Origin of the sequence: Streptococcus parasanguinis (assembly GCF_047465465.1) — a bacterium.
GTDB lineage: Bacteria > Bacillota > Bacilli > Lactobacillales > Streptococcaceae > Streptococcus > Streptococcus parasanguinis_AI.
Map to the genome: position 1 here is coordinate 542638 of NZ_JASGZU010000001.1, position 25009 is coordinate 567646.

24 protein-coding genes and 1 pseudogene are annotated in these 25009 nt (G+C 41.2%); 1 reads left to right on the forward strand and 24 read right to left on the reverse strand.

Annotated elements, in window-relative coordinates; genetic code table 11:
* Nucleotides 1-89: 89 nt before the first annotated feature.
* The 8 genes from QM351_RS02795 to QM351_RS02830 all read right to left on the reverse strand — a co-directional run bounded on the left by QM351_RS02795 (nt 90) and on the right by QM351_RS02830 (nt 7632).
* A complete protein-coding gene (locus QM351_RS02795) occupies nt 90-794 on the reverse strand; it encodes a DUF3307 domain-containing protein (RefSeq protein ID WP_070594820.1) in 705 nt (234 codons plus the stop codon).
* Complete coding sequence (locus QM351_RS02800) at nt 778-1455, reverse strand: SatD family protein (RefSeq protein ID WP_070594821.1); 678 nt, start codon at nt 1453-1455, stop codon at nt 778-780. Before QM351_RS02800 ends, QM351_RS02795 begins: the two co-directional genes overlap by 17 nt.
* 106 nt (nt 1456-1561) lie before the next feature.
* On the reverse strand, nt 1562-3643 hold the full coding sequence (gene topA, locus QM351_RS02805) for a type I DNA topoisomerase (protein WP_070594822.1): 2082 nt from the start codon (nt 3641-3643) through the stop codon (nt 1562-1564).
* A gap of 86 nt (nt 3644-3729) precedes the next feature.
* Nucleotides 3730-4578 (reverse strand): DNA-processing protein DprA, encoded by an 849-nt coding sequence (gene dprA / locus QM351_RS02810; protein WP_070594823.1) that lies wholly within the window; start codon nt 4576-4578, stop codon nt 3730-3732.
* A gap of 61 nt (nt 4579-4639) precedes the next feature.
* The gene (locus tag QM351_RS02815; protein WP_070594824.1) at nt 4640-5569 is read right to left on the reverse strand and encodes an ROK family protein; all 930 of its coding nucleotides are present in this window, start codon (nt 5567-5569) and stop codon (nt 4640-4642) included.
* A 3-nt stretch (nt 5570-5572) separates the two neighbouring features.
* The gene (locus QM351_RS02820; RefSeq protein ID WP_414325425.1) at nt 5573-6340 is read right to left on the reverse strand and encodes a ribonuclease HII; all 768 of its coding nucleotides are present in this window, start codon (nt 6338-6340) and stop codon (nt 5573-5575) included.
* Nucleotides 6327-7178, reverse strand: a complete 852-nt coding sequence (gene ylqF / locus QM351_RS02825) for a ribosome biogenesis GTPase YlqF (RefSeq protein ID WP_155199620.1) — start codon at nt 7176-7178, stop codon at nt 6327-6329. Before ylqF ends, QM351_RS02820 begins: the two co-directional genes overlap by 14 nt.
* Nucleotides 7179-7293: 115 nt before the next feature.
* Entirely contained in the window at nt 7294-7632 is a 339-nt protein-coding gene (locus QM351_RS02830; protein ID WP_003001449.1) for an ATP cone domain-containing protein, read from the reverse strand.
* 738 nt (nt 7633-8370) lie between these two features.
* Here QM351_RS02830 and QM351_RS02835 point away from each other — a divergent pair.
* Nucleotides 8371-8418 (forward strand): annotated as a pseudogene (locus tag QM351_RS02835) (hypothetical protein); the annotation flags it as partial.
* A gap of 8 nt (nt 8419-8426) precedes the next feature.
* Here QM351_RS02835 and dapA read toward each other — a convergent pair.
* The 16 genes from dapA to rplJ form a co-directional block, all read right to left on the reverse strand.
* Entirely contained in the window at nt 8427-9362 is a 936-nt protein-coding gene (dapA, locus tag QM351_RS02840; protein ID WP_414326461.1) for a 4-hydroxy-tetrahydrodipicolinate synthase, read from the reverse strand.
* Nucleotides 9363-9721: 359 nt separating this feature from the next.
* Complete coding sequence (locus QM351_RS02845; protein ID WP_036757608.1) at nt 9722-10798, reverse strand: aspartate-semialdehyde dehydrogenase; 1077 nt, start codon at nt 10796-10798, stop codon at nt 9722-9724.
* A 145-nt stretch (nt 10799-10943) separates the two neighbouring features.
* Nucleotides 10944-11498, reverse strand: a complete 555-nt coding sequence (locus tag QM351_RS02850) for a LemA family protein (RefSeq protein ID WP_150906131.1) — start codon at nt 11496-11498, stop codon at nt 10944-10946.
* Nucleotides 11495-12496, reverse strand: a complete 1002-nt coding sequence (locus tag QM351_RS02855) for a DUF3137 domain-containing protein (RefSeq protein ID WP_414326462.1) — start codon at nt 12494-12496, stop codon at nt 11495-11497. The genes QM351_RS02850 and QM351_RS02855 overlap by 4 nt, the downstream gene beginning before the upstream one ends.
* Nucleotides 12497-12781: 285 nt before the next feature.
* On the reverse strand, nt 12782-13441 hold the full coding sequence (locus QM351_RS02860) for a DNA alkylation repair protein (RefSeq protein ID WP_414326463.1): 660 nt from the start codon (nt 13439-13441) through the stop codon (nt 12782-12784).
* A gap of 15 nt (nt 13442-13456) precedes the next feature.
* Nucleotides 13457-15031: a cardiolipin synthase gene (gene cls, locus QM351_RS02865; RefSeq protein ID WP_414326464.1), complete on the reverse strand. Its 1575-nt coding sequence runs from the start codon at nt 15029-15031 to the stop codon at nt 13457-13459.
* A gap of 105 nt (nt 15032-15136) precedes the next feature.
* A complete protein-coding gene (locus QM351_RS02870) occupies nt 15137-15646 on the reverse strand; it encodes an N-acetyltransferase family protein (protein ID WP_414326465.1) in 510 nt (169 codons plus the stop codon).
* A gap of 112 nt (nt 15647-15758) precedes the next feature.
* Nucleotides 15759-17786, reverse strand: coding sequence for a glycosyl hydrolase family 28-related protein (locus QM351_RS02875; protein WP_414326466.1), 2028 nt, complete (start codon nt 17784-17786; stop codon nt 15759-15761).
* Nucleotides 17787-17975: 189 nt separating this feature from the next.
* The gene (locus tag QM351_RS02880) at nt 17976-19754 is read right to left on the reverse strand and encodes an ABC transporter ATP-binding protein (protein ID WP_023918195.1); all 1779 of its coding nucleotides are present in this window, start codon (nt 19752-19754) and stop codon (nt 17976-17978) included.
* 13 nt (nt 19755-19767) lie between these two features.
* A complete protein-coding gene (locus tag QM351_RS02885) occupies nt 19768-21504 on the reverse strand; it encodes an ABC transporter ATP-binding protein (RefSeq protein ID WP_023918197.1) in 1737 nt (578 codons plus the stop codon).
* Nucleotides 21505-21681: 177 nt separating this feature from the next.
* Nucleotides 21682-22104 (reverse strand): hypothetical protein, encoded by a 423-nt coding sequence (locus tag QM351_RS02890; RefSeq protein ID WP_070588964.1) that lies wholly within the window; start codon nt 22102-22104, stop codon nt 21682-21684.
* A gap of 107 nt (nt 22105-22211) precedes the next feature.
* Nucleotides 22212-22661, reverse strand: a complete 450-nt coding sequence (locus tag QM351_RS02895; protein WP_003007430.1) for a hypothetical protein — start codon at nt 22659-22661, stop codon at nt 22212-22214.
* 108 nt (nt 22662-22769) lie between these two features.
* Entirely contained in the window at nt 22770-23222 is a 453-nt protein-coding gene (locus QM351_RS02900) for a hypothetical protein (protein WP_134974371.1), read from the reverse strand.
* Between the two features lie 147 nt (nt 23223-23369).
* Nucleotides 23370-23813, reverse strand: a complete 444-nt coding sequence (locus QM351_RS02905; protein ID WP_298619550.1) for a hypothetical protein — start codon at nt 23811-23813, stop codon at nt 23370-23372.
* A gap of 250 nt (nt 23814-24063) precedes the next feature.
* A complete protein-coding gene (rplL, locus tag QM351_RS02910; protein WP_070586784.1) occupies nt 24064-24432 on the reverse strand; it encodes a 50S ribosomal protein L7/L12 in 369 nt (122 codons plus the stop codon).
* A 74-nt stretch (nt 24433-24506) separates the two neighbouring features.
* Nucleotides 24507-25007, reverse strand: coding sequence for a 50S ribosomal protein L10 (rplJ, locus tag QM351_RS02915; protein WP_003001722.1), 501 nt, complete (start codon nt 25005-25007; stop codon nt 24507-24509).
* Nucleotides 25008-25009: the final 2 nt, after the last annotated feature.

Sequence of the window (25009 nt, forward strand, 5' to 3'; positions counted from 1 at the left end):
AATTTTCTACTTGGTCCATTATACCAAAAAGCCAAGTAAAAAGACAGGGAGGCTTTTCCTTCCTGTCTAGACTTTAACTAATTATTTTCTTATAAACACAACCAAGCTGCTAAGAGGGCAGAGAGGATACTGAATAAGGACCCGATCAAGTAATACTCCGCAAAGGCTGGATTTTCCGAAATTTTATTGTAGCGAGCGATGGACTTGGCTGTAAAGACTAGACCGATCGAAGCAAATTGCCCATAGACGAGACAGGCGCCAATCACCAAACGCTCTAAAAAACCAATCATAGAACCAGCCCCAGTGATCGTATCCATTTTCTTCTTGCTGGTTGGTTGATACTTGGCAAACAGAATTTTAAAGGCAATATTGCTTGGTTTCCCAACTAGGAGGACATAAAAGATTAGATTTAAAATGTCCAAAGGCAGATAGGTCGAACCATTCTTCGCTCCTAAAAGGACTAGACAGCTAATGATGCTGATATGCAAGACTTGATCCAATGCAAAAATCCAGGCGGTTGGTAATTTCAATTGCTTCTGCACGATAGGTTTCAAGAAATCTATTGCGGCATGGCTTATTAAAACGACTAAGCAAATCCACCACAAGTCTAGATGAAAGAGCGAAACAATGAACAAAGGCAAAGCCACATACAGAATGTGAAGCCCGAGCACCTTCTTATCCTGATCCTTGCGATCCGCCATCTTCTGACTTTGAAAATAATAATCCGATAACAAATGACAAATCAACAAAAGAATCAAGTATGGATTCGTTACGATACTAGACAATCCGCTCATGGGCCTCTCCTTTCTCTAATCTTTGAATACAAGCTAGTGCTGCTGCTCGTCCCCGTAAATAAACACGAATACTACTACTCTTTAAGCGCTTGGACAGGGCACTTGGGTTAAGCCCCAGCGATTGGGCCAAATCTTGCTGACTAAAGTTTTCACTATAGACAGATCTCTTTAGCAGATTGAGCAGGATCTCTTCCTGACTCTCTCTCCAGCCCGAACGTATGGCCTCTCCAGAAGCGATGAGCGCATTCACCACTAAATCCTGGCTGTCATTACCGCTCAAAAAATAGATCTGGGTATTGCCATAATCATTTTTCTGATGGACCAGATTAATGGCTGCGCGTGCATTCCAATAGGCTGGTCCATCTGCACCGATACTTTGCAGAGGATCAATATCCGTTACAATCTCCCCGAGGCCAATGCCGAAACGAAGTTGAGTCGGTTTTAGTTCTGAACGCAAGGTATCGATAATTTGAAAAACGGGAGCCTCTACTTTCAAAAGGGCCTGAAACTCATCGCCCAAAGTTAAGGTAAAAGCCGATGCTAGGCAGTCTTTAAAAAGCTCATTGATCTTTTGAAGCGTTTTTTCTAACTGTTTTTGCAGGTCAAAACGTTCTTGTACGATTTTGGAATCAATCACATCTGCAATCAAAGCAAGATACATAAGCCCACCTCCTTGTGTCTATTATAACGAAAAAAACAAAAAATGTCTATTATAACAGACATTTATAAAAATTGCCGTTATAATAGACATTGAATCGTTTGAAAGCTTATTTCACTTTTTCTTCTTCGTAGTCGCCATTGCTACATACGACTTGTTTGCCGCCACCACGAACTTTTTTCTCAACTAAGTAGTGGCCACATTTTGGACAATCCCGACCGATCGGCTTATCCCAAGAGGTAAATTCACACTCTGGGTAGCGATTGCATCCATAGAAGATACGGTTGCGCTTGGTTTTGCGTTCGATGATTTGTCCCTGATGACACTCAGGACACTCCACGCCGATTTCTTTGACAATGGCCTGGGTATGACGACAATCTGGGAAATTGCTACAAGCATAGAACTTTCCAAAACGTCCTAATTTAATCACCATCGGGCTTCCACAAACTTCACAATCAAAACCAGCTGGTTCGTCTTTAATTTGGATTTTTTCCATCTCTTCTTCAGCCTTTGCGACCTCTTTAGAAAATGGTTTGTAGAAAGCATCGATGACCTTTTGCCACTCTTCCTTTCCAAGTTCGACATCATCGAGTTTCCCTTCCATCTCCGCTGTGAAGGTCACGTTGACAATATCTGGGAAGAATTCAACGATCAGTTTATTGACGATCTCCCCTAATTCTGTTGGTTCAAAGCGTTTGGCTACCAGCTTCACATAATAACGTTTTTGAATGGTCTCAATCGTCGGTGCATAGGTTGAAGGACGGCCAACACCGTTCTCTTCCAAGGTCTTAATCAAAGTCGCTTCAGAATATCGAGCAGGTGGTTGGGTAAAGTGTTGCTCAGGCTTGCTATTGACTTGCTTAACAATATCGCCTTCTACCATATCCGGCAACATCTTGTTCTTATCTGAGTCGTTATAAATAGCCAAATAACCATCAAACTTCACCTGGCTCCCATTTGCCGTATACTGAACCCCATTTTGACCTAAACGGACATTCATGGTATCAAAGACAGCTGCTGTCATTTGACTAGCTACAAAGCGGTTCCAAATCAATGTGTAGAGTTTTAATTGATCTTTGTCCAAGTATTTAGCAATGCTTTCAGGTGTATTGAAGACGCTGGATGGACGGATCGCCTCGTGGGCATCTTGGGCACCAGAAGCATTCTTCACACGGCTTCCATGCTTGGAATATTTCTCACCAAAGCGATCCACGATAAAGTTAGCCGCCTCATTTTGCGCAACTGGACTGATCCGTGTAGAATCAGTACGCATATAGGTAATCAAACCTTGAACACCAGAACCAATATTGATTCCTTCATACAACTGCTGGGCGACCATCATGGTCTTACGTGTACGGAAGTTGATCTTATTGGCAGCATCCATCTGCATGGAAGAGGTGGTGTATGGAAGTGGCGCATTCCGACGACGTTCTTTCTTTTCAACTTTTTCAACGGTAAAATCTTTGCCATCTAAGTGTTCAAGAACAGCTTTCACCTCTTCATTGGTGTTGAGCTTCATCTTCTTGCCATCAATCCCATAGAAGCTAGCTTGGAATTGCTTAGTCCCTTTTTTAAAGACACCATCAATGGTCCAGTATTCTTCCGGCTTGAAATCATTAATCTCATTTTCACGATCAATGATTAACTTGAGGGCAACTGATTGCACGCGCCCTGCAGAAAGTCCTTTTTTAACCTTTTTCCAAAGAATAGGCGAAATGGAATACCCTACAATCCGGTCCAAGACCCGACGTGCTTGTTGGGCATCGACCAAGTCCATATCGATTTGGCGCGGTTCTTTAAAGGCATTTTTAACAGCATCCTTGGTGATTTCGTTAAAGACCACACGGTTTTTTTCTTTGGCATCCAAGTTCAAAATATGCGCTAAATGCCAAGAAATAGCTTCTCCCTCGCGGTCCGGGTCACTTGCGAGAAAGACTTGTTTGGCTTTTTTAGCTTCTTTTTTCAAATCATTGATCAAGGGACCTTTTCCGCGAATATTGATATACTCCGGTTCATAGTTATTGTCGAAGTCGATCGACATCGTAGATTTTTTCAGGTCCCGAATGTGGCCAACACTGGCCATGACTTTGTAGTTACGACCAAGGTATTTCTCGATTGTTTTGGCCTTCGCAGGAGACTCCACAATCACCAAATTTTTCTTGGTTGTACTGCTTTTCTTTTTTGTTACCACGTTTTATCCCTCTGTATTGTATAAATCTCATTGAGTTTAATACATTTTAAGAAAGATGTCAACTAGGAACTTCTCCTATAGGAAAATCACAATTTGTATTTCAATTCATCAAGAATGTCCTGGCCTGAGGTGACAAGTTTTGCGCCTTCTTGAATCAGGTGATGGCAGCCTGCAGATTTACCATCTAAAATATTTCCTGGAATAGCAAAAACGTCTCGGCCTTCTTCCATAGCACGCTCACAAGTAATCAAACTCCCTGAACGGAGTCGAGCCTCTGCTACAATCACTGCCTGACAGAGACCTGCAATGATGCGATTTCTCTCAGGAAAATGAAACTTAAGAGGGGCCTGCCCTGGTCCATACTCACTCAAGATCAGATGGTGTTCCCCCATATGTGCCTGCAGTCTTTGATTGCTCTTAGGATAAGAGACATCCAGTCCTGTTCCAATCACTCCGATGGTCTTGCCACCATTGCGGATACTGGCATAATGAGCTGTCGCATCAATCCCCTTAGCAAGTCCACTAACAATGACCAGTTCATTTCCAAGTTCCTTAATTATCTTCTCTACAGAACGAACCCCTTCTCGCGTGGTCTCGCGAGCTCCAACAACTGCAATCTTCGGTTTGCTTAACAGTTGCAAATCCCCTTGGTAAAAAAGGAGTACAGGAGGATTGAAGATCTGTAGCAATTCCTCAGGGTATTCAGGATCAAAAATGGATAGAGATGGGAACCGTTCAAACTCCTTGTGTAAATGCTCTTCATCCAGCTGCCGGTATTTGTCTACAAAATGAATAATACTGCGACAGCGAGCGATCCTTGCTATCTCTTCTAAGCTTGGTAAGGCTTGGTCTTTCCTACAGTAGTCCAAAACTCTCAAGACTTGCTCATTTGATAAACCAGCTTCTTTTAATTTAAAGATTTCAAATTTCTCCATGGTCACCTTCTACTTCCTCTCACTTATTTATTCGAAAAAGAATGGAAAAAAAGCTCTATTTCTAGAACTTTTTTTGATATGTAGAAGAATAAAAGTAAGATGCGGCACCAATCAAGTTGCTTTCATTATGGAAGCGAGCCGCTTGGATCGGCAAGGCCTCAAATTGTTTATGCCCTTTTTGAGAGAGTAGGTTATGGTATTGTCGACTGATCTCATCGATCAGTAGCGGTTGGCTACTAATGCCCCCTCCAATTGTCACCTTCTCAAGCAGGAGCAATGATTGAAGATTAAAAATCAGAATAGCAATATCATGACAATACTCCCGAAACAAGGATTTCAGCTCCTCATGGCCTCCTTGATCAAGAGCCTTGAAAACGGCTATACCATCTGCCTTTTCTAGGTTTAAGATGTGACTAGCCTTCTCAACAAATTGAACAGCTGAACCGGTGTTTTCCAAAAGATTGGAAATACCTTGCAAAAAGAGTTCACGATGAAAGCGGCGATTTTCTGGTGTTCTTTCTGCCTTATCAATAGACCGAATGTATTCTGTCAGTTGCCATCCTCTCAATAGATCACCGTTAGAAAGAAGAGCAAGGCCGACTCCTGTCCCTAAGACCAAGGTCGCACCGCAAGAACAATCTTTTAGATTACCAAGCCTTGCTTCTGCTAGACCAGCGGCTTCTCCATCATTGAGAACAGTGACGGGTACTTGAAATGTTTGTTCGAGTCTACTTGCTAGAGGAATGCCGCGCAAATATGGAATGAGACCACCTCGAAAGACAAAGCCAAGGCTCTTTTGGATCTCACCGGGGCATGAAATGGCGATTCCCTCGATTTCTTCCCTTACGGGTGTAACGATTTCTTCTAATCCTTGCCAAAACTCCTCAATCGTAGGTGGTGTTGGGATCTTGTCTGTATGAACCAATTGATAGTCTGCGTCCATCAGACCGTACTTTATAAAGGTACCACCGATGTCGATAGTGAATAGCATAACCTAATCCTCACACATTGATTTGACGGGTTCAAACGAACGCCGATGGATAGGGGTCACTCCCAGCTGGTCGAGGCCAGCCAGATGCTTAGCTGTCCCATAGCCAGCGTTCTGTGCAAAATCATAACCCGGATATTTTCGATCAAACTCTTCCATCATCTGATCCCGAGTCACCTTGGCTACGATGGATGCTGCAGCAATGGATAAGGAGTTGGCATCCCCTTTGATGATACTAGTTTGGGAAATAGGAAGATCTAACCTCATGGCATCAATCAAAAGATGCTGGGGTTGAGGCTCTAGCTGACCAATGGCTTCCCTCATGGCTAGCTTCGTAGCTTCATAGATATTAACCTGGTCAATCACTTGATTATCCTTGATGCCGATTCCGATCGCAATGGCGTTTTGGAGCACAGCCTCATAGATTTCCTTGTGTTTTGATTTTGGAATCTTTTTACTATCGTTGAGTCCTGGAATTTTACAAGCTTTCGGCAAGATCACGGCAGCTGCAACAACTGGTCCCGCTAATGGACCACGTCCCACTTCATCCACTCCTGCAATGAGCTGAATCCCTTGAGTATAAAGTTCTTTTTCATAGGCTAGCATTTTTTCCAAACGCAAATCTTCGTCCACTTGTTTTTGGAGTTCGCGTTTTCGTTTGCTGATAGCCGCTTGAACGCTTGCTCGACCATCAAGGATCAACTCTTCAAAGAAGGGATGATCTAGCTCGTCAATCATTGCCAAACGCTCTTTAACTTCTTTAATTGTTGGCATCTATTTCACCTACACGATCCAGCGTATACCGTCCCAATTTTCCATCGCGAACATCTTTAACAAAGAGTTGGTAAAAACGGTCGTAATCCTCACGAAATCCTAATTTCTGGGTCATTTCCATAATGATTTCAGGAGCTTCTTGTTCTAGATCCATTTGTTTAAAACGTTCCTGCAAAACAGCTGGATAATGCTCTTTAAAATAGTTGAGGCCAAAGATGGTCACTTCATCCATTGGAAGCAACTGGTCCTTGATGGCGCCAGTTAAAGCAAGCTTTAAGGCCACTTCTTCATCTTCAAACTTGGGCCAGAGAATCCCTGGGGTATCCAAAATTTCGAGATCCTTATTGGTTTTCAACCATTGTTGCCCCTTGGTTACCCCCGGTTTATTTCCGACAACAGCAATCTTTTTCCCTGCTAAGCGGTTCATCAAAGTTGATTTCCCAGCATTAGGAATCCCGATGATCATGGTCCGAAGGGTTTCAATCTGAATCCCTCGTTCCTTCTGACGAGCAATTTTATCGGCCATCAAAGACTTAGCAGCATCTGTGACCTTCTTAACCGTAGATTGCTCTTTGGAGTTGATAGCCAAGGTTTTAATGCCTTGAGACTCAAAATAGTCCTGCCATTCTTTTGTTGCCACAGGATCTGCCAAGTCTACCTTGTTCAAAATCATTAATTTAGGCTTATCACCAACAATTTTCGTTAACATAGGATTTTGGCTTGATAGGGGTAAACGAGCATCTACCAGAACCGTCACAAAATCCACAAATTTTAAATTTTCTTGTACTTGTCTTCTAGCTTTGGACATGTGTCCAGGAAACCATTGTATAGTTGCCATGTTCTCCATTCCTTTCCAGTTCAATCTCTTCTATTATACCATGTTTTCTTGAATTCTCAGCCTTAAACGAGAATACAAAAAAATGAAGCTACCGAAGTAACTTCTATTTCATATTCTAGCGAATTTGCTCAAAATGCAAATGCACGGCGATATGATCACCATAGCCGCTCCGTTCCAAATCACGTTGCAAGCGATAAGAAATGTAGTGTTCTGCAATGGTAATATAACCTGCTCCCAACAAGCGTTGTTCCACTAATGATTGGATCATACTGATGGTTGCGCGTTCTACTTGGGCTTCATCCAAATCCATAGCAACTTTCTTGGTCACTTGAGCTAGGTTTTGTCGCAAATCATCTGTCAAAACATAGACAACTTGCGCAGCTTTCAAAATAGCTTGGTAAATTTTATCTGGGTTGAATTCAACCACTTCTCCACTACGTTTAATGACTTCCATCGGAGTCTCCTTTTTGTTTAAATTTTCATGAATACTTCATTTCCCTTAGAAAGAAATGAAGACCTACTACTTTATTATATAATTTTTTTGCCAAGAATCAAAGCTCTTTTCAGGACTTACTGTGCTTGATTGGATGAAAAAATCTAACGATCACTTTTTTCCATGACCACATCTTCTTTTTTATAGCTGTAGGTCAATCTCCAAAGATGGTCAGAGACATGATCCAAACGGAAGGTCTTCAAAATCTTCTTCAGAGGTAACTTCTCCATCTCTACTTTTCTAAGGAGTTCCACTAATAGTTCACCACCAGCATTGACAGCAATGAGCTGATCTTCGTCACTATCATATTGGAGAAGGACTGTTTTAGTCGGTTTATAGAGAACATTATAGAGATTGTAGGCTCTATCAATTTCAAAATGTTTATCCTTGTCGGCTTCTCTTGAGTAGCGGTGAATCGTAAGGGGACCAATTTGAAAAGCTCCTGCTAAACTAAAAATAAATCCTAAAGCTGCTACCGTTTCCCAAAGAAGGTTGAGGAGCTTGGAATCGAAATCAAATATGAAATGAACTAGCAATAAAATAATTCCTGTACCAAATCCAATTAAAAGTAAGAGAGCGCCGATGCATCCAGCTTTTTCGCCTGTTTTAATGGTCGGTTTATCATGGATCATCACACCATCTAACTTTTCAAGACCATGACGTTCTTTAAATTTTTCTAGTTCTGATTTTTCTGAATCCGTTTTTTCTAACTCTGTTTTTTCTAACTCTGACATACATTCCTCATGACAATTTTATTAATAATCCGGACGAAGGACTCCCGTAATGATCTCTTTAGTAGCATGGTAATCCCCATCTACTACAACCTTGATGATACGTTTCGCTTCTTCTGCCGGTGCTGGCACCAATGGCAAACGAGTTGGCCCTGCTTCAAAGCCCATATAGTTTAAGACAGCTTTGACAGGAGCTGGACTCGGATATGAGAAGAGAGCATTGACTTTAGGGATAAATTGACGTTGGATAGCTGCAGCCTTTTTAATATCGTTGTGTTCAATGGCTTGGAACATCTCATGCATTTCATCTCCATTTGTATGAGAAGCCACTGAGATCACTCCATCAGCCCCAAGGTTCATCGCATGGAAAGCATCTCCATCTTCCCCTGTATAGACGAGAAATTCTTCTGGCTTGTGTTCAATCAAGTAGGCCATATTAGCCAGGGTTGTACACTCTTTTACCCCAATGATATTTGGGTGTTCTGCCAAACGAAGCATGGTTTCTGGTGTCATTTCGACAACCACTCGCCCTGGAATATTGTAGATAATAATCGGAAGATTAGATGCATCCGCAATCGCTTTAAAGTGTTGATACATTCCTTCTTGGGATGGTTTGTTGTAGTAAGGGACGATAGCCAATCCTGCTGCAAAGCCATCAAAAGCATCCACTTCTTTAACGAACTCAATCGAGTCGCGGGTTTCATTGGTTCCGACACCAGCGATCAAAGGAACTCGACCATTGACAATCTTTTGAACAGCCGCAAAGAGTTGCAATTCCTCATCGTGGGTCAGAGTTGGACTTTCCGCAGTCGTTCCAGCTAAGAGAATCCCGTCTGTATGATGAGCCAAGAGGTGCTCGATCAAGTCAGGAAGAGCGTCAAAATTAATGGTTCCATCTTCATGGAAGGGGGTGATAAATGCAGTGATGATTTTACAATCTTTTAAATCATTATAAGACATAGAAAAACCTTTCTCTATATAAGAAAGAGGCTGGGGCTTGCTTGCCTTTGCCTCATGATCTGTTCATAAAACAAGTTGATTCGTTAGAAAGCTGAGGAAGAAATCAAACTCTTCGAGTTACTGATTTCTGAATCGTGACGCAGTGTTTGATTGCTCAAAGCAATGCTTTGAGGTGGCAGATAAGACTTACGAAATAAGTTCTTCCTTAAGTTTTAACATGCTATCAAATACCTAAAGATAACCTAATAAACTGTGAGGGGGAACTAAAAAGGTCCTGCGGACCTTTTTTGCCCGAGCCTTAAATCCAAATAGCGAGGAAGAAATCAAACTCTTCGAGTTACTGATTTCTGTTTTTCTCCCTATTTCAATTCAAACTTCAATTCAGCTGTTGGACGTACGAGTCCACGTTCGTGAAGGGTTTCTGCGATTTGGACTGAGTTCCAAGCAGCTCCTTTAAGGAGGTTATCTGAAACAACCCACATGTGGATTCCTTTTTCAGCATCCAAGTCTCTACGAATCCGTCCAACGAAGGTATCACGTGAACCTACAGCATTGACTGCTTGAGGATAGATTTGGTGAGCAACATCATCTTCAAGGACTGCACCTGGAAATTCTGCAATAGCAGCTTTCACTTCGTCAATTGGTGCCACTTCTTTTGTTTCAATGTAGACTGACTCTGAGTGAGCTGACAAGACTGGAATCCGCACACAAGTTGCTGAAACAGCAATGCTATCGTCTTCCATAATTTTCTTAGTCTCGTTTGTCATCTTCATTTCTTCGTATGTGTAGTCATTATCTGTGAAGACATCAATTTGTGGAAGAGCGTTGAAGGCGATTGGATAGTGTTTCTTATCTCCACCTGAAGGTAAGATTTCTGCTTTAACATCACGTGGATTAACTCCATCATTTAAGACTTCTTTCAACTCACGTTGGGTTTCAAGAATAGCTCCCATACCAGCACCTGAAACAGCTTGGTAAGTAGACACGATGATACGGTCCAAGCCCCATTTTTGACGAACTGGCTCAAGAGCTACCATCATTTGAATGGTTGAACAGTTTGGACAAGAGATGATTCCGTTGTGAGCATCAAGAGCATGGGCATTCACTTCAGGAACAACCAATGGGACATCCGGATTTTGACGGAAATAAGAAGTGTTATCAACCACTACTGCGCCTGCTTTTACCGCATAAGGTGCATATTTGGCAGATGTTGAACCACCAGCTGAGAAGAGAGCAATATCAACCCCTTCAAAAGCATCTTCAGTCGTTTCCTCGATGGTCACGTCTTGCCCTTTAAATTGCAAGACTTTTCCTGCAGAACGTGCTGACGCAAGGTAGCGAATTTTATCGATTGGAAGAGTAGATTCTTCCAACATTTTGATCATTTGAGCACCAACGGCACCTGTAGCACCGACAACAGCAACTGTGTATCCCATAGTAAATCCTCTTTCAAAATTTTCTAAAAATTGAGTATTTGTACCATTATACAATTTTTTGGCATAAATGAAAAGTACCAACAGTAGGAAAAAATCCCGATTCTAAGACCAGGATTGTTGATGGTTATTTATCATAAATAGCTCGTTAGTTCAGGTCATAGTTCAAGTCACTTAAATCTTTCTTACCTTGTGTTTCTTCAGCAAGAAATGGAACTTGATGGATTCCCTTTACACCTGCTACGATAGACGCCGGAAATGAAACAATTTCTTGATTGATATGGCTGACATTACTGTTGACAATTCGCTTCGCTGCAGCAAGATCTTCATTTTCGTCAGCAATTTCCTTTTGCAAGGCCAAGAATTGGTTAGAAGACAAGAGCTCTGGATAGTTTTCACCGACTGCACGAATTTGTGCCAAGACATCATTTTGATTGGTAATGACTTGGTTGGATTCTTGAATAGTCGCTCCTTGGCGTAAAGCAACTAAATCAGTAAAAATCTCTTGCTCGTGTTTGGCATAGGCTTTGGCTACTTTTAGCATTTCCGAAATGGTATCATAGCGTTTTACGAGAACGATATCAACCGTTCTCTTTGATTCTTCGATGGTTACTAGATAACGATTGAGGCGATTTCCTACACTAATAAACCAAATGGCCAATAGGGCAAGAAATAATAGGATGATTCCAATAATGAGATTCATGATGCTTCTCCTTCAAAAATTGCTGTTATTTCCTTAATTAAAGCTAGTTCTTTGCATAATTTATGATATTCAGATACCAAAGATAGTTGATCAATATCTTCCGGTTTTTGGGGCGTCGGAAAGATATAGCGATCGGTATACAAAGAAATAAATAGTTTCTTGTCTTTCAAAAATACACACATGGCATTTTGAGAAATTTGTCGATCAAACCATTCCAACATCTTAGGGGTGAGAAATTTACGGGCAGACAGTTCATCCGTGCAGTAAATATTGTAATTCTCGTTATTGCGAATATCCTCGGTTTCAATCTGAACTTCATCTCCTCTGGCTCCAGGATAAACCCCATTCACCTCCCTCTTAAAAAGAAAGGATTTCTTGGTTGGCACAACTCGAAGATGACCTGAGAAATTGATCGGTAGATGTAAAGAGAACACTTGTCCAAGGAAATCTGTAACTTCCACATGTTCCGTCCTCGTATGACCATTAGATGTCCGGTAACGAGTCTCCGTATGATGGGCATAGAGATTTGACACTGTCAGCTCTTTGTCATCATGAAATGATAGCTCTTTGAAACATAGAAAATCAGTCGACCGAGGACATAAATGCGAGAGAGCTTCAGAAGGGATGGAACCGTCCTCTTTGATCGAAGCTCGAGGAAAAACTTCCTTTAATACAGGCGAAAGGATATCATCAAGATAGATCTCATCGTTCGAACGAATTCGATCCCCAAACAAGGCTTTTCGTTTTTTATATTGTGGCCAATAATACAAACCAACAACTAAAAGGATCAAAGGAATAGCTGCAAAACGCAATAAAATGAGAGACAGTATGGCGCAAATAATACCAAAGGATCGCAAAACATTCCACTGAAGATTGTTCTTCATCTGTTCTCGGATCAATCCGATGGCATCCTGAAATTGTTTAGAGTTTTCAAGCTCCTCAATTTTATGCGAATAGTCTGTAGATGCTGAATCATTAGAATGATAGAAATCTCCCAATCAACTCCACTCCTTTCTGACCTAGGCACTTTACTATATTATAACACCAACATAACTTTGTAGCAACTGTATTATAATAGTTTTCGGTTCTTTGAGGAAACAAAAAAATCCTGATCCGAAGACCAGGATTCGAGGCACCTTTCGGTGAGAACAGCAGGTTCACACAACTGTTCAAGGTCCGCTCCTGCGTTACAATTGAATGTAGACCTCCTCAGCGCAAAAGGCTCCAAAGGAGCCAATCGACTCATCGCATGAATCTAGTTTACCATGAACATCCACAAACTGTCAAGAAGGTAAGTACTTGCTTCCTTCCCGAATGCTTAATGGTGACAACTGATCTCGATAGCGGTCGATAAAGACCCCTACCCAATCCGGATTGACCTTGGAATAGTTGCGTAAGCTCCAGCCAATTGCCTTATTTATAAAGAACTCGCTTTGACCTAGATTATTGAGGATCACTTTTTCTAACAAATCCGTATCTGTTTTTTCTTTCCTCATAAGCTGGTGATCAATGGCAATCCGCCTCAACCAAAAGTCCTGATCCCTACTCCAATCCAGCATAACCTGTTTGGTTTCTGGATATGTGAAAGTAATCTCTCCGATGATGCGGTCCAACTGATCAATACTATCCCACCAGGACTTGGTTTGAGCCAATTCCTTTAGCTTTGGAAAATCTTCAGGTCTAAGCTCCTTCTTCTTTTTATCCAGATAATCCATAGCAATATATTGAAACTCACGGTAAGGTTGCTGCCAACACTCTTCCACAAAAGTCCAATCAATTGGATCCTTTATGAAGGGTTTAAAAAACTCTCTTTCAATCTTTTTGAGAATTGGTTTTTGAACGCCAAGAAAGCTGAATTTATTTTTCATATAAGCTTCCATTGCTGAGACTTTCGCTGGATCAGCTTGGTTTTCTAACAATTTCAAAAGAATTTTTGTATCCATATGATTCCTCCTTTTTTACATCAAAGGTCCAATCAAAGAAAAAAGATAGCCACCCAGACGATGAACCATAGGTATTTTTGATAAACTTTCTAAAGTGACTTCCTCTGAGAGAGCCTGGGTTTTCTCAAAATCTTCTTCAATCTTAAGCACTTCCAGATTTTTGTAGAGATAAACCCCATCTTCAAAATTTTGATAGAGGCTTCGGTAGTCTGTATTAATGGTTCCTACCACAGCTTGTTGGCTATCAGAAACATAAACCTTAGCATGGACAAAGCCTGGGGTATAACGGAAAATACGGACGCCAGCATCCAAGAGGGCTTTAAAATAGTTCGTCGCAATATCAAAGGCATACTGTTTATCTGGAATACCTGGCATAATGATACGAACATCCACACCTCGTCTGGCTGCAAAGGTCATGGCTCGAACCAATTCATCATCCAAAATCAAATAAGGCGTCATGATATAGACATAATTAGTTGATGTATTCAGAAGATGTAAATAAACATTTTCTGCAACCTTGTGGTAGGTCGACGGTGAATTGCCATAAGGGAGTACAAAGTCCTGACTCTTTCTTTGTTGAGGTTTTTCTTGTAGATAGTGCTCCATATCCCTTTTATCTTCTATTCCAGTCACTGTCCACATGGTCAAAAAGAGAGCTTTTAGCGTTTGAACTGCTGAACCATCTAATCGAAGGGCCGTGTCCTTCCAATGACCAAAGCGTTCTCGTTTATTGACATACTCATCAGCGATATTAACGCCACCAGTATAAGCAACTTGACCATCAATCACTGTAATCTTTCGATGGTCTCGGTAATTGTAATAGGTTGATAGAATAGGCTTGACTGGTGAGAAGGCCTGGGCTTTAATCCCAACCTTGTGCAATCGCTCGATATAATCGTAGGACAAGGTAGTCATCTCATTCATCCCATCAAACATGACACGAACGTCTAGACCTGCCTTGGCCTTCTCCTCCAAAATGGCTAAAATCTCACCCCACATGATACCTTCGTCAATGATGAAATATTCCATGAAGATATAACGCTCCGCCTTTTTCAAATCCTCCAACAAGGCTGGAAGCATGTCATCTCCAAGTGGAAAATAGGTAACCTCTGTGTCTCTGTAGATAGGAAACTGTGCTGGACTATGCTCCAAAAAATAAGCTAATCTCTGTAATTGGCGATCACTTTGGGATAAATAATCAGCAACTTCTGGATCGGTGCTTAGATAGTCGGATGCCTGCACTGTAGCATCCTCAAGCCGCTTCTTCAAGCGTCTCACACCCAAATCAGCTAACGAAAAGTAAAGCAGAGCCGTCCCAAAAATTGGAAAGAGGGCAATGATAATTATCCAGGACAGTTTGGAACGAGAATCCATGGAACGATTGAGCAAGTAAAAGAAGGTAAAGACACTCAACAAGTGTTCCCATAATATAATGGATGGGAAATGCTCTTGTAAGCTGAGATATGAAAAGAAAAGAAAGGCCAATTCCAGTAAGAAGAACAGGAGAATAGGAACCTTTCGGTTAAGTAGAATTTTAGCCCATCTGGAGGGCTTTTGGGGTAACAGTCTAGCACTTTGTTCTTGCGTCATAAAAACCTCTTTCGTATAAAAACATCTTCTATGCTGAATAATTTATGGATTGTTTCAAGTGAAATGGAGCTTTCACTTCATTTAGCTACTGATCCTTAACAGCTCTTACTTGATTTTCCTAACAGGACCGTCTATGGTCTTTTGCATCCAGACGATATCATGCCATTTGTTAAACTTATAGCCAATCTTTGGGAAATGAGCCACTTGGACATAGCCCCGCTTTTCATGCATGGAAATGCTCGCTTCGTTCGGAACTGCGATACAAGCCAGAAAGCGTAAGTAGCCTCGTGCTTGCAACTCCTCTTCTAAGGCCGTATAAAGGGCCGATCCAATCCCTTGTCCACGCGCTTCTTTTGCTACATAAATAGACAATTCAGTGGTCCAATCATAGGCGGCGCGTGCATAATAGGTCGAGGCATAGGCATACCCCACAACTTTACCATCCACTTCTGCGACCAAATAAGGAAATTGGGTCAGCGTTTTTGTGATGCGGTTTTCAAATTCCTGGACAGTCGGCACATCAACCTCAAAGGTAATGGCTGTCCCTGTCACATAAGGTTGGTAAATCGCTCGGATAGCTGCTGCATCGCTGAGCTGAACGGGTCGAATCATCATGGTGGCCTCCTCATTAGATTATACCTAGTATACCGATATGCCTTCTCACTGTCAATGAAGGACTAGCAGCAAGCAAAAAATCCTGGAAATGTATCCAGGATTTCCATCCTTCTTAAACCGTTTGACGTAACCCCATCATCCGATAAAGGAATAAAGCACTCGGAGCTTTCAAAAAGCTCTTTTGCTTGGAATTTGTTGCTTTTAGCACATAGTTAGGTTTGACTGTTTTGGTCACTGTCTTTGCTTGTTTAAGATTCAGACTAGTTTGTTTTTTAGACGGTTGAACTTTCGATGGTTGAAGGGAAGCCTTCACTGCGCTTACTTGAAGGGGGTTTTCTTTCACTCTCAAGGCTTGTCCAGCTGACTTTGAAAAAGGTGCAGATAGTCCTGATTGAGCTGAATGAGAGAGTTGACCCATGGTTTGATTGTTTCTAATTTCTACATGGTTTAGGATACCTCCATTTGGATTGAGGTGATCGGTCACACCTGTATCAAATGGCGCTACAAATACATTGTCTTCAATGGTGACATTTTTAATATCTCCATAACGCGTTTCAACATCAATCGATCCACGATGCTTGTTGTAGATATCGCTCTTCGTTCCTGTACGCACCAAGAGATTGTGGTGAACCCGAATTCCTTCTTCATTCAGATCAAAGTTATGGCCCTTAAAGACAGTCGTCAAGCGAATTCCGGCATCACCGATATTGTCTTTAATCCGATTGTAGGCAATCTCATGGCCTTTTCCACCAAAGATCCCAACACCACCAGCACGCCAACCAAGTTCAATCGTATTGTGCAAGAATTTATTATTTTCTGCTACTGCTGATTCTGTTCCATCTGCAATACTTGACCAGCTGGCTAGTCCGTCATCTCCATTTCCACGAATACTAGAATTGCGGACAATAGAATTCTTAGTCCCTTGGGCAAAGTTGACTCCGTCAGCCAGGTTGTTTCGCAAACGGACATTTTCTACTACTAGACCATCTGTGTACTTCATATCATTTTTTCCAGCATAATCGCCAATCCACATGCCAACTTCAAAGTGTTCGGCCCAAATATCGTGAATATGAGAGTTCTTCCCTGGTGTTCCAGAAATGGCCTTGTACTGAGCGTTTTCACCATAGCGTGAACGAAGGTTGGAGGACAGATAGACATCGCTAAATTCAACATGGTTGTCTTGGTGAAGGAAGTCAAAACCACCGCCACCAGCTTGGTCGCTAGTGAAATGCAGTTGGGTATGCCAGATACCAGCCCCTGAAATCTTCATATCAGAAGCATCGATACCGACTTTTCGATTGAGATTAAATCGCCCAGCTGGGATATAGACATTCTTTCCGGTTTGTTTAGCCTCATAAATCGCATCATAGAGCGCTTGGCTATCATCGGTATCATCGTTTGGCGTAGCTCCTTTAGAAACGATATTGATAGCATTGTCCCCTTGAGCAATCGGGTCTGGAGCTTGCTCGAATTCCACAAAGTCAAGGCCGTAATGGACGTCGTCTGACCTGTTTTTCACCAGTGAAACCACATCTCCTTTTTGAAGCTGAAGGCCTGGAAGGAGGCTGTGTACTTCATCAAATTGGAACCGAGCGCGTGTATCAGCCTGGGCACTATCATGAACACCTTTGTCATTCAAGTACTGCCAGTTAGACGTGGATGAAAGATCCAATTGTTGAACACTATGACCATTCACCTGTACATCGAGTTGTCCACTGGCTCCATCTGGCACTGTATAGCGTACAGTTAAGGCATTGGCTGGTTCATTTACCTTAAAGGAGACACCATCTCCTTTTTCTTTTAAAGCGACATAAGTCTGATCAGAAGCTTCAATAGCTGTTGAGTGACTGTCTTGAGACTGCTCTACCTCTGCCTTTCCAAGGAGGTTCCCTTTGTCTGCTTCATAACGGGTGTAAGGCATAGATGCGCCATATTGGCTGGTATCTACTTGAGAGCTAGCGGGATCAGAGGTTGTCGCTTCTTGCCCTTGTGTTTGGATTTGTGTCTGCTCTCCAGCTTGATCAGCTGCCACAGATTGTCCAGTCAAAAAACAAGCCCCCATGATCGCAATCACGACAGAAAAGACTCCAAGCTTAGACTTGCGAATGCCAAAAACGATATCTTTGTTTAAATGATTCATCACACATTTCTCCTTTTATTTTTTACAACGATTCTATCCTAATAAAAAATATCATGACAAACAAGGTGAATTGTGTGAATATTCTGTATCAATTTGTTGCAGATATGTTAACCTTTTTATGTAGTAATAAAAGTGAGCAAGAAAAAGAGGCTGAGAATTCTATCTCAAACCTCTTTTGATGACACGCGCTTATTCCGCTTTTTTATTTGAAAATTGGCTATTGTAGAGCTCATAGTAGAACCCTTTGTCTGCTAACAAGGATTGGTGATTTCCTTGCTCGATGATTTGACCATCTTTGAGGACAAGGATTTTATCTGCTTCTTGAATGGTAGACAAGCGGTGAGCAATAACAAAGCTAGTCCGCCCTTTCATCAAATTCTTCATCGCTTTTTGAATCAAGAGCTCTAAACGCGTATCGACAGAAGACGTCGCTTCATCCAAAATCAAAATCTTGGGATCAGCAAGGAGCGCACGCGCAATAGTTAGAAGTTGCTTTTGCCCTAGAGAAATATTGCTAGACTCCTGGTTCATTTCCATATTGTAACCACCAGGAAGCGTCCGGATAAAGTGATCGACATTGGCTGCCTTTGCAGCTTCCACAATTTCTTCATCCGTTGCCTCAAGATTACCAAAGCGAAGGTTTTCTTTGATGGTTCCTTCATATAACCAAGCATCCTGAAGCACCATTCCGAATTGTTTGCGGTAATCTTGGCGTGACAGATGGCGAATATCATGACCATCCACTGTAATCGATCCCGCAGTCACATCGTAAAAGCGCATGAGCAGATTAATCAGAGTTGTTTTCCCTGCTCCGGTTGGTCCGACAATGGCCACCATTTCACCTGGTTTGACTTCTAGGTTGAAATCACGAATCAAGGGTTTGTCCGCTACATATTGGAAATCAACGTTTTTAAAGCTGACTTGCCCTGTCAAATCTCCAGAGAGGGTTTCTGTCACATCTGCTACTTCATCTGGTTCATCCATGACTTGGAAAATCCGATCTAGAGACGACTTAGCACTTTGTAGCTGACCTGCCAATTGGGTCAAGTTTTGAATTGGTTGGTTGATCTGCCAAACATATTGAACGAAAGCCTGCATATTCCCGACAGTCAAACGGCCTGCTATCACTTGCAAGCCACCAAACAAAGCGATAATGAGATAAGTCAAATCTGAAATCCCATTTAAAATCGGCATCATTAAGCCGGAAATGAAATTAGCCTTGAATCCTACCTTTTGAAGGTGATGGGTAATATCATGAAACTCTTCCTGGGAAGATTTTTCCCGGACGTAGAGCTTAAGGACATTAAAGCCTGTTAAATTTTCTTGTACAAATCCGTTCATTGCCCCCAAAACATCTGCCTGCTCTTTAAAGTAAGGCTGCGATTTTTTCATGATAAATCGAGCACTGAAATAAGTGATCGGAATGGACAAGATGACCACTAGCCCCAGCTGGATGTTTAAGTATAAAACCATGCTGATGACAAAGAGCAAGGTAAAGATAGCGTTGACGATTTGTAAGAAGGACTGTTGCAAGGCATTCGAGACGGTTTCGACATCACTAGTAAAACGTCCCAGCAAATCTCCGAACTGATGCCGGTCAAAATAAGAAACGGGAATGTGATTGATTTTATGGGACAAATCATTTCGCATGTCCTGAACGGTCTTTTGAACAGCATTAGTCATGAAATAGTTGGAATAATAAGATCCCAACTCATAGAGGACCCCACGGAATAGATAGAGCGTCATAATGATCGCGATATAGGAGGTGTTAAGACCAGCTCCCGCAAGGCCTTTTGCTATATCCATGAGATTTTTTGTCAACTCAGTAATGGCAAGCCCCAAAACAAAGGGTTCGACAACACTCATGACGACACTCAGGATTTTTAAGAAAATGGACAAGCAAACTTCCAAGCGATAGGCTCTCAAATAAGTCCATAGTCTACTAAAACTGTTTTGTTCTTGTTTCATCTGCTTCTCCTTTCTATTCCTCTGTTAATGATGGACTATCGAGCTGCGAATTGGCAATTTCGCGATAGATCTCATTGCTTTCCATCAATTCATCGTGGGTTCCTCGACCAACGATTTCCCCTTGGTCCAAGACAATAATTTGATCCGCATCCATAATGGTTCCCACACGTTGCGCTACGATCAAGACGGTCGCATCTCCTGTAACTTCTTTGAGACGCTTCCGCAAAGTGGCATCCGTCTTGTAGTCTAGGGCAGAGAAGGAATCATCAAAAATAAAGACATCTGGATCTTTGACAACAGCACGAGCGATGGATAAGCGTTGTTTTTGACCACCCGAAAGGTTGCTACCACCTTCTGCTAAATGCGTGTCGAAGCGTTCCTCACGGCTGTCGATAAATTCCTTGGCTTGGGAAATATCAGCCGCTTGTTCTAATTCTTCGACAGATGCATCTTCTTTCCCATAACGAAGGTTTTCAGCAATGGTTCCTGTAAAGAGCAAGGCCTTTTGTGGAATAAAACCAATCTTTTGGCGAAGGGCTTTCAGATTGTAGTCACGGACATCCACACCATCCACCAAAATCTTCCCTAGGGTGACATCATAGAATCGAGGAATCAGCTGCACAAGCGATGATTTCCCAGAACCGGTCGAGCCGATAAAGGCGATCGTTTCGCCGGGTTTGGCCTGAAAGGAAATGTTGTGAAGAACTGGACTCTCCGTCTCACCTGGATAAGCAAAGGTGACATTGTCAAATTCCAAATAGCCACGAGATGCTGTTTCTGTTACACCATTCTCATTTGGATCGATCGAAATGGGCATATCCATGATTTCCTTGAGACGACGGCTAGAAACCGCAGTCCGAGGATACATGGTAAAGAGATTGGCTAAAAAGAGGAAAGATAAGAGCGCGTGGAAGCTATACTCAATAAAAGCAACCAGATCCCCAATTTTCAAACTACCGTCATGAAGAGGATCCAAAGCAAACCAGACAATCGCCACAATCATAGCAATGATGATCTGCACAAATAAGGGCTCTGTCAAACCAGTTAGTTTGAACAATTTATTCGAGTTTTCTGCGTAGACTGCATTTTCAGCCGCAAATTTCTCTTCCTGGAATTCTTCACGGGCAAAGGCACGAATCACACGAAGTCCAGTCAAATTTTCACGTGCAAATTGATTAAGATGGTCCAGGGTCTTTTGTTGCTTCTCGGAAAGTGGACGTGTCTTAACTGCTACATACCAGACGACGACAGCAAGAAATGGTACAGAAACCGCTACAATCCACGCTAAAGAAGGACTGGTCGTGAGAATCAAGAGAACACTGGAAACCATCATCAAGGGTGTAATGACCCCCATCTTCAACATAGAATCCGCAAACTGCATCAAAACAAAGGCATCCGAAGTCAAGCGAGTGACCAATGACGATACCCCAATTTGCTCATACTCGCGATGCGAGTACTCCTGTAACTTAGCATAGAGGTCATTGCGCATATCGCGGACCATGGTGGTCGTTAGTTGACCAACCGCGTAAGACAAGATAATCCGTCCCACAATCCCAAGCAAAATAATCGCAAACATGACCCAGCCCCAGAAATAAAGCCGATCCACATCACGCGGGTTAATCCCCTCATCAATCATGCGAGCTAGAATCGTTGGCAAGCCCAAATTGACAATAACAAACAGGACCGCCGAAAATAGATTCAGAGCTAGCCACTTGGGATACTTTTTCAAGTAAGACCAAATATATAGCATAGATGTTTCTCCTTTTCCATTAATAATAACCTTGATCACACAGAAAAGAGGGAGCGAGACGAAATCATTTTCAAAGAAAATCATTCCTGCCTCAGTCCCATCTGTAGTCTCATTTATTATATCAAACCAGTCATAAAAGTAAAGCGAAAGAGCAGGTTTCCCCGCTCTTCAGTCGCTTTATTTCGTGCGTTTGAGTTTAGCATTTTTAAGAAAAAGAAGATTCGCTTGGTCACTAGAACTTAACTTAGATAAATCAAATGTCAATTCATCACCTTTGATGTTGTATTTCAACTCCATATCACCATAAGAACGTTTTAATGATTTTTTCTTTTGATCAACTTTTAAATCCAATTTTATGGGCACTTCTTTACCAGCTATCTTCTGAATAATATTTAATTCCCCTTTTGAATCTTTAATCGTCAATTCAATGGTAACTTTCGCATCTTTCGACACTTCAGATTCTGAATCTTGCCCCATTAACTGATTAATATTCGTCTCCATTTTGTAGGTCCCATTATCACTTTTAGCACCACAAGCTACTAACAGAACAACTGCAAAAATAGCAACAATACCTAACATAATTCGTTTAACATTTTTCATAATCAATCTCCTAATGTATTTTATAATCAGATTTTACCATTATTTTAATACTAATTCAAGATATTTTAAATAAAGAAAAAAGCAGGTTTCCCCGCTCTTCACTTGCATTATTTCGTGCGTTTGAGTTTAGCGTTTTTAAGAATCATAAGATCCCCTTGGTTGCTATTACTTAACTTAGAAAGATCAAATGTCAAATAGTCACCATCGACCTTATATGTAATCTTTTCTCCACTACCATCATTTGACGAGATTGTTTTCTCTTTTTGATTGATTTTGACATCATAAGATCGCTCATTCTTTTGACCAGCGACTTCACCCGCGATGCTGAGGGTTCCTTTAGAATCTTTGATCTTAATAGAAACTTCAAAATTAATAACGTCTCCAATAGACTCTAATTGACTACCTGATAAGCCCTGCTCTTCAAGAATCTTCTTGAGTTCTGTTTTTGTTGGTTTGTAGACATAAGTCCCGTTATCACTTTTGGCACCACATGCCACCAAGAGGACTGCTGCAAAAACAGCAACGAAAGCTAAGAGAATACGTTTAATATTTTTCATAATCAATCTCCTAATGTATTTTATAATCAGATTTTACCATTATTTTAATACCGATTCAAGATGTTTTAAAGAAGAAAAAGAGCAGATACTCTCTGCCCTTCTCTTGTATTATTTTGTACGTTTGAATTTAGCGTTTTTGAACATTTCCAGAGCGGCTTCATGACCTGAACTCTTCTGACCAGATAAATCAAAAGTGAACACATCTCCAGATACTTTGTATTTAACCTTCTCACCTTCACCTGTTTTAGATTGAAGAGTTTTCTTTTGTTGGTCAACTTTCATATCAAATGATTGGTCTGTTTTTTGTCCCATCATTTCACCTTTAATTTTAAGGCTACCTGTTTTATCTTTAATGGTCACTGAAACTTCCAATTTAACATTGTCGATCAATGCATCTACACTTGAACTTGGAGCACCTTGTTCTTCAAGGATCTCCTTCACTTCAGTTTTTGATGGTTTGTAGACATAAGTCCCGTTATCACTTTTGGCACCACATGCCACCAAGAGGACTGCTGCAAAAACAGCTACTACAGCCAAAAGAATACGTTTAAAGTTTTTCATAACTTCTCCTTTTTAGTTAGATTAACACTATTATATCAACAATTTAGGTACACGGCAATGAAAGTTTATAAATGTCATATTCTTGTAATATTTCTTGTATCAACAAAGAAATAGAATAAGGCGGAATTTAAATCCCGCCATGATTGCTTATTTAACTTTTTTGAACTTAGCAATTTTCATGTAGTTATTAAACATGTCTGTGTCACCCATCAAAGAATTCTTCACATCCTTAATCGTTAACACATTTCCTGAAACTTGATAAGTAATTTCCGCTTTCCCATACTCATTTTCTGAGACAAGAGTTTTAGCTTTTTGGTCTACTTCCAACTCAATCACTTGATTAACATTTTGACCACCTGCATTCGTGTCTACTTTCATCTCACCTTTCTTATCCTTAATTGTAATGGAAATAGTAAATGAGTAATTATCACCTATCAAAGATTGAAATTCACTTGGCATAATTTCTTTGATTTCATCTTTAGTAGGCTCAAACACGTAAGTCCCATTATCGCTTTTAGCGCCACAGGCTACCAAAAAGATTGCTGCAAAGACAGCCACAACAGCTAATAAAAGACGTTTAAAATTTTTCATCATCTTCTCCTTTTATGATATAATTTAAAGCCATTATAGCAACAAATCAGAAACATCTCAAGGGCATAAAGTAATTGTAAAATGATTGTAACATCATTAAAACTGCACTATTTAGTAGGTTTAGAGAAAATAAAGAGAGCTACACATGTTAGCTTTATAAAAGTCCTCTATTCACATTCTATCATCATTTTTTTCAACGACAAAAAAACCGAGGCCTAAACCTCGGTTTTCATTTTGATTGGAAACTCTATTATTTAAGAGTAACTGAAGCTCCAGCTTCTTCCAATTTACCTTTGATTTCTTCAGCTTCAGCTGCAGCAACACCTTCTTTGATGACACCAGGTGCACCATCAACAAGTTCTTTAGCTTCTTTAAGACCAAGACCAGTGATTTCACGTACAACTTTGATAACGCCGACTTTCTTGTCGCCTGCAGATGTCAATTCGATATCGAATGAATCTTTAGCAGCACCTGCGTCAGCAGCACCAGCTACAGCAACAGCTACAGGAGCAGCTGCAGTTACACCAAATTCTTCTTCGATAGCTTTTACAAGGTCGTTCAATTCAAGGATTGAAGCTTCTTTAATTTCAGCAATAATGTTTTCAATGTTCAATGCCATTGTTATTTCCTCCAAATAAGTTTTAATTTTATATTTTTATTTTTTGTAGCTAGGCTACACTGCGTAGCTTAAGATTAAGCTGCGTCTTCTTTGTTGTCTGCAACCGCTTTGACTGCAAGAGCAACGTTGCGCACTGGCGCTTGAAGTACAGAAAGGAGCATAGAAAGAAGTCCTTCGCGGTTTGGAAGAGTTGCAAGTGCAAGAATCTCTTCTTTAGATGCGACAGCGCCTTCGATTGCACCACCTTTAATTTCAAGTGCTTCAGCGTCTTTTGCAAAATCGTTCAAGATTTTCGCAGGTGCGATAACATCTTCGTTAGAAAATGCTACTGCAGAAGGTCCAACGAATACAGATGCAAGATCTTCAAGACCAGCTTTTTCAGCTGCACGACGCAAGATTGAGTTTTTGATAACTTTAAACTCAACTTCGCTTCCGCGAAGGTTGCGACGGAGAACTGTATCTTGCTCAACTGTCAAACCGCGAGAATCTACAACGACGATTGATGCAGCAGCTTTCATTTTCTCAGCTACTACGTCAACAAGTTCCGCTTTTTTAGCAATAATTGCTTCACTCATTA